This is a genomic window from Micromonospora sp. CV4 (genome assembly GCF_003667455.1).
Taxonomy (GTDB): domain Bacteria; phylum Actinomycetota; class Actinomycetes; order Mycobacteriales; family Micromonosporaceae; genus Micromonospora.
Window position 1 is genome coordinate 23334 of sequence record NZ_RCVI01000175.1, and the last position, 6190, is coordinate 29523.

At 76.2% G+C, this 6190-nt stretch carries 6 protein-coding genes and 1 tRNA gene; all 7 read right to left on the bottom strand.

The window, feature by feature from the left end; all coding sequences use genetic code 11:
* Nucleotides 1-48: 48 nt before the first annotated feature.
* Nucleotides 49-246 (bottom strand): hypothetical protein, encoded by a 198-nt coding sequence (locus EAD98_RS04540; RefSeq protein WP_121652815.1) that lies wholly within the window; start codon nucleotides 244-246, stop codon nucleotides 49-51.
* Nucleotides 247-293: 47 nt separating this feature from the next.
* A complete protein-coding gene (locus EAD98_RS04545; RefSeq protein WP_147457328.1) occupies nucleotides 294-1070 on the bottom strand; it encodes a hypothetical protein in 777 nt (258 codons plus the stop codon).
* Between the two features lie 51 nt (nucleotides 1071-1121).
* On the bottom strand, nucleotides 1122-2876 hold the full coding sequence (selB, locus tag EAD98_RS04550) for a selenocysteine-specific translation elongation factor (RefSeq protein WP_121652817.1): 1755 nt from the start codon (nucleotides 2874-2876) through the stop codon (nucleotides 1122-1124).
* Nucleotides 2877-2878: 2 nt separating this feature from the next.
* Complete coding sequence (selA, locus tag EAD98_RS04555) at nucleotides 2879-4183, bottom strand: L-seryl-tRNA(Sec) selenium transferase (RefSeq protein WP_121652818.1); 1305 nt, start codon at nucleotides 4181-4183, stop codon at nucleotides 2879-2881.
* 22 nt (nucleotides 4184-4205) lie between these two features.
* A tRNA-Sec gene (locus EAD98_RS30865) sits at nucleotides 4206-4301 on the bottom strand.
* A 38-nt stretch (nucleotides 4302-4339) separates the two neighbouring features.
* Nucleotides 4340-5506 (bottom strand): NrfD/PsrC family molybdoenzyme membrane anchor subunit, encoded by a 1167-nt coding sequence (gene nrfD, locus EAD98_RS04560; RefSeq protein WP_199723284.1) that lies wholly within the window; start codon nucleotides 5504-5506, stop codon nucleotides 4340-4342.
* The coding region (locus tag EAD98_RS04565) for a 4Fe-4S dicluster domain-containing protein (protein ID WP_199723285.1) at nucleotides 5503-6190 on the bottom strand (688 nt) is incomplete at its 5' end. The genes EAD98_RS04565 and nrfD, both read right to left, overlap by 4 nt.

A 6190-nucleotide genomic window follows, 5' to 3' on the forward strand; every position in this document is an offset into this window, starting at 1 on the left:
CGCAGCAGAGCCGGCCGTGGGCGCGGTTTCCGGCCCGCCGGTCCCCGCTCAGTCGACCTCCAGGTCGTCCAGGGAGATCGCGTGGGTCATCAGCCACCGTGCCAGCGCCGACATGCCGAACAGCCAGAGCGGGGCGGACTCGGTGGGGCCGTTGGTGGCGTAGATGGCGAACCGCAGGTCCGGGGCGCGGTACGCCTCGATCCGCCACCGGTGCTGCCGGTCCCGCCAGACCGCCGAAGGGTCCATGGCGTCACCGTAAGTGACGGTCGGTGATCTGGTGGCCGGATACCGGGTCAGCCGGGCACGACGGCTGCGCCGAGCAGGCCCCGCGCCCCCGCGACGAGGAGGGCGAGCCCGATGCCGCCGAGCACCAGCCAACCGAATCCACGCCACCCCGAGCCACGGCCGGGAACGGGCGCCGACGGCGGTCGCCAGACCTCCCGGTACGACCAGGCCAGCACGCCCAACCCGAACGGCAGCAGCCCGACCCAGAACCAGAACCATCGCGTGCCGACCATCGGGGGCGCGCCGGTGACCAGCCGCGCCAGCCAGAGCAGGACCAGCACGGCGGCGAGCAACGCGGCGGTGTCCGCGATTCGGTGGGCGAGAGCCCCGTCGGCCTGCCACGGACCGGCGACTTCGGCGAGCCGTGCGTCCCGGCTCCCGGGCCGGTAGTCACCCGGCGTGCCCGTCGAGGCGGCCCCGGACGGGCTCGGCGTCGCCGCGGGTTCCCGTGCGGGCGGATCGACGAAGGCATATCGGATCTGGCCGGTGGGCACGCTCCAGGCGAGCAGTCCACCCTGCGTGTCGTACTGCGGTCGTGGCCGGCTGCCCCAGTACGCGTCGTCGTCGACCCAGCCGTACGCCCGCTGGAACGTCACCACGCGGCCAGCCGCCAGGTCCCTGTCGAGCTGGTCCACCGTCGACTCGCGGGGCTCCACCCACCACGCCAGGCCGGCCCAGAGCACCCACAGCACCGGCAGCCCCCACCGCAGCATGACCGGAGCAATGCGGCGCCACCGGCCACCGAACGGCCGCGACGGGGACGGGAACGGGGAAGGCTGGGCCATCCCCACACCCTGACAGCCCGCCGCAATCCGATCGTGGGCCGAACGAGCCGCTCAGGTGACGACGATCCGGGCGTCGTCGGGCAGCCGGCGGGTCGCGCCCCGACGGTCCAGCAGCTCCAGCAGCGGCACCGCCACCCGGCGGGTGGTGTCCAGCGCCTGCCGCGCCGCGGAGAGGGTGAACGGCTGGGGCAGGCCGGCCAGCACCCGCACCGCCTCGTCGAGCGCGTCGGGCAGCAGCACGACGCTGTCCGCCAGCCGCAGCAGCGCACCGGCGCGCACGGCGGCCCCGATCTCCCGGGGACCCAGGCCCAGGTCCACGAGACGGTCGGCTTCCGGGGCGCGGAACGGTCGGTCGGCGTACTCGACGCGGACCCGCTGCACGGCCCGGGCCACCTGCTCGGGCAGCGCGCCGGCGCTCGCCGCACCGACCCGGCCCGCGTGGATCCGCAGCGGCGGCCGGACCAACGCCTCCACCAGCACCCGGTCGGGCAGGGACAGGCGCTGACGCAGGGCGTCCACCGGCATCCCCGGCTCCAGCGGGTGCTCCCGGGTGTACCGGGCGACCTCCTCGATCAGCTGCTCGCCGAGCCGCGCCCAGTGCTCGGGATCGGCCAGCCAGTCACCTGCCACGGGCGCGGCGTGCGCCGGCACACCCATCCGGATCAGCGTGCCGGCCCGGACGAGCCGGCGGCGGCGCAGCTCCCCGGCCAGATCGGGTCGCCCGTCCAGGTCGGCGAGGACCTTCGCGCGGGAGACGGCGGCACCCCGGCGGGCCAGCGGCGGCGGGGCCACGTCCAGCACCCGCACCCCGCCGGCCACGTGATGCCGACCCGGATCGCGCAGCAGCGCCCGGTCGCCGACCAGCAGGGGCAGCGGGCGGGCCAGCCGGAGCCGGACGGTGTCCGGGCCGAGCGGGCGGACCCGTACCGGCACCGCCGCCGACCCCACGTGCAGGGTGAGATTGGCCGGCAGGTCGGCCGCCGGATCGCCGGTGAGCCGGACGTCGACGAGGTCGGTGCGGTGAAACCGGCCCGGAGTGAGCAGCGCGTCGCCCCGGCCGAGCCGGTCGCGGGGCGTGCCGCGCAGATTGACCGCCACCCGGGCCACCGCCGTCGCCGCGGACCGGGCCTGGCCGAGTGAGTGCAGCCCGCGTACCCGGACCGGTTCGTCGCTGCCGGCCAGCTCCAACTCGTCGCCGACCCGCAACCGACCTGCGCCGAGGGTGCCGGTGACCACGGTGCCGCTGCCCCGCACGGTGAAGCTGCGGTCGACCCAGAGCCGGACCGGATCGTCCACGCTGGGGGCCGGCAGCCCGGCGGCGAGCCGGTCCAGGGCGGCGCGCAGCTCCGGCAGGCCGGCGCCGGTCAGCCCGCTGACCGCCACCGCCTCCACCGCGCCGAGACTCGTCGCCGCGATCTCGGCCCGGGCCCGGGCCGTCGCCGGCTCCGGATCGGCCAGGTCCGCGCGGGTCACCGCCAGCAGGCCGTACGCGACGCCGAGCGCGTCCAGCGCCGCCAGGTGCTCGGCGGACTGGGGCATCCACCCCTCGTCGGCGGCGACCACGATCAGCGCCGCCGGCACCGGGCCGACCCCGGCGAGCATGTTCGGCACGAACCGCTCGTGCCCGGGCACGTCGACGAACGCGACCGTGCCGCCGGACGGCAGGGTCGTCCAGGCGAAGCCCAGGTCGATCGTCATTCCCCGGCGGCGTTCCTCGGCCCACCGGTCCGGCTCCATTCCGGTCAACGCCCGGACCAGGGTCGACTTGCCGTGGTCGACGTGCCCCGCGGTGGCGACGACGAACACGGTCAGTCGTCCCCGGGTACGCGCAACACGGCCGCCCGGACCGCCTCGTCGTCCGCGGCGGGCACGCAGCGCAGGTCGAGCAGGAGCCGGCCGCGCACCACCCGGCCGAGCACCGGCTGCTCGCCGGTGCGCAGCGGCGCCGCGTACCGCTCGGGCAGGCTCAGCGCCCAGGAATCCAACTCCACGCCGGGGGCGCCTCCGCCGCCGACCACGGCGACCGCCGGCACCACCTCCGCCTTGCGGCCGTCCACGCCGAGCCGGTCGCGCAGCCGCTCCACCCGCTCGCGCAGGACGCCCGGGTCGGCGTGCAGCGCCGCTCGGGTCGGCGTGTCCGGGCGGTGCAGGGTGGCGGCCAGCGCGGCCAGGGTGAGCTTGTCCACGCGCAGCGCCCGGGCCAGCGGATGGCGGCGCAGCCGGTCGACCAGCTCGGCGTCACCGAGCAGCAGCCCCGCCTGCGGGCCGCCGAGCAGCTTGTCGCCGCTGGCGGTGACCAGGGTGGCGCCGGCCCGCAGGGCGCCGGCCGCGTCCGGCTCGTCGGGCAGCAGCGGATCCGGGGCGAGCAGCCCGGAGCCGATGTCGGCGACCACCGGCACGCCCAGGGTGGCCAGCTGCCGTACCGGGGTGGCCGACGTGAAGCCGGTGATCTGGAAGTTCGACGGGTGCACCTTGAGCACGAAGCCGGTCTGCGGGCCGAGCGCGGCGGCGTAGTCGGCGAGCGTGGTGCGGTTGGTGGTGCCCACCTCCCGCAGCCGGGCGCCGGTGCTCTCCAGCAGGTCCGGCAGGCGGAAACCGTCGCCGATCTCGACCAGCTCACCCCGGCTGACCACGATCTCCCGACCGGCGGCCAGCGCGGTGGCGGCCAGCACCAGGGCGGCGGCGCCGTTGTTGACCACGTGCACGGCGCCCGCGTCCGGTACGGCGGCGGCCAGCGCGTCGAGCGCGTCCCGGCCGCGGCGGGCCCGCCGCCCGGTGCTCAGGTCCAGCTCCACATCGGTGTGCCCGGCGGCGGCCACGACCGCGGCGACCGCGGTGGGTGACAGCGGCGCCCGGCCCAGGTTGGTGTGCAGCACGACGCCGGTGGCGTTGAGCACGGCGCGGGGGCCGGGTGCCGGCAACGCCGCGACGGCGGCGTCCCGGACCTCGTCGGGGCCGATCTCGCCGCCGCGGGCCCGCTCCTGCGCGCGGACGACGACCGCCTTGACCCGGTCCCGGCCGAGGGTCGCGGCGGCCGCGGCCAACCGGGGATCGGCGAGCAGCGCGTCGGTACGGGGCACCCGACGCCGCGGGTCCACCGGACCGTCGCCCATCACGTCATCTCCTACCGCCTGTTGGCGGAGACGGACGGGAATCGAACCCGCCTGGCCCGGGTCCCGGACCACTCCGGTTTTGAAGACCGGGAGGGGCACCAGCCGCCTGAACGCCTCCATCGGACATTCGATCACAGCACAGGCGGCGCCGCCCGGTCAGGTGGAAGATCCACCCTCGGTCCGGCGGGCTTCGACCCGTTCGCGCTGCGGCACCACCGTGTACCGAGGGTCGCGGGCGGAGGCCACCCCGCCGTAGAAGATGCCGAACCGGGTCGCGACCGAGGCGGCCAGCAGCGCGGCGCCGGAGAACGCGCCGACCACCCGGCTGCGCCGGCCGAGCAGCGCGCCGGCCACCCCCGCCGCGGTCAGCAGGCGACCGGCGCGCAGCAACCGACCGGGCCGGCCCCGCCGGTAGGGCTCGCTGAGCAGGCCGAGGCGGGTCTCCACCCGGTGCGCGCCGTACAGCTCCATCGCCGCGCCGACCACCGCCATCCGCCGGGCCGGCCCGGCCTCCGCCGGTGGCGCGGCGAGCAGACCCACGCCGGCGCCGCTGGCCAGCGCGCTGCCCGCGAAGATGACCGGCAGCTCCGGGTACGCCTCGTGCCACGACGGCACGGCCGTGTCGGCGAGCAGCACCCCGGTGTACGTGGCCAGCGCGGGCGCGGTACCGGCGGCGAGCAGCCCAGCGGCGTGCCCGACCGGCGGCAACGCCCGGCGGGCCAGTCCGAGCAGCCCGCGCCGGGGCAGCCAGTCGGCGGCCTCGGCGATCGCGGCCACCCCGGCCACCGGCCCGTAGGCGGTGAGGATCCAGGTGCCCACCGACATCGGCGAGGTCGGCTTGGCGACCCGCAGCATGTGGTGGAACCGGGCCGGTCGGCCCAGGTCGTGAATCAGGAAGACGGCGCTGGCGCTGACCGCGGCCAGCGCGGTGACCCGGCCGGCCCGGCGCAACGCAGGTCGGTCGGTGAGCTGCCCGCCCGCGGCGAGCAGCGACGAGCCGGCGGCCAGCCCGCCGGTGAACAGGTACGCGGCGATGTCCCACTTCCAGACCGGCGCCTTCAGGACGGGCCGGCCGTAGTACGAGGTGAACTCGGCCTCCGGAACCCGCAGCTCCTCACCGCCACCACGACGACCGCCCCGCCGCCCCGCGCGCCCGCCGGTCTGCTCGGCGTTCCGCTGCGGCCGCGGGCTCAGGCTCGCTTCGGTCAGGCTCGCGTCGGTCGGGCTCGCGTCGGTCAGGCTCGCCTCGGTCGGGCTCGCGGCGGCGAGCCGGTCGCGGAAGCGGCGGAACAGGGCGCCCACCTCGGGGCGGTGCGGACTCACGAGGAACCTCCGACGAACGCGGCGACGGTGGCCGCCGCCATGGCCAGGGCCGCGAGGCCGGCGCGTTTCCACATCTTCGGCAGGTCGCGGGTGGTCACGACCGGGTCCGGTGGCAGCCCGTACACCTCCGGCTCGTCCAACAACAGGAAGAACGCCCCGTCACCACCCACCCCGTCGTTCGGGTCGTGCCCGTACAACCGCGCCTCGGGCACCCCCCGCTCGTGCAGGGTCGCCACCCGCGCCGCCGCCCGCTCGCGCAGCTCGTCGAGCGGCCCGTACTGGATCGACTCCGTCGGGCACGCCTGCGCACACGCCGGGGTCATCCCCACACCCAACCGGTCGTAGCACAGCGTGCACTTCCACGCCCGACCGTCGTCCTTACGCTGATCGATCACCCCGTACGGGCAGGCGGAAATGCAGTAACCACACCCGTTGCAGATGTCCTCCTGCACCACCACCGTGCCGAACTCCGTGCGGAACAACGAACCCGTCGGACAGACATCCAGACACGCCGCATGCGTGCAGTGCTTGCACACATCCGACATCATCAGCCACCGAAAATCCGTACGCCCCTCCGCACCGCTGCCCCGACCCGGCGGCTGCGCACCCGGCATCCCGAGGAACTGCGGCCCCGAGCCACCGTCACCCGAGTCGGCGGTGACCGGGCCGATGTCCCGTGGGGCT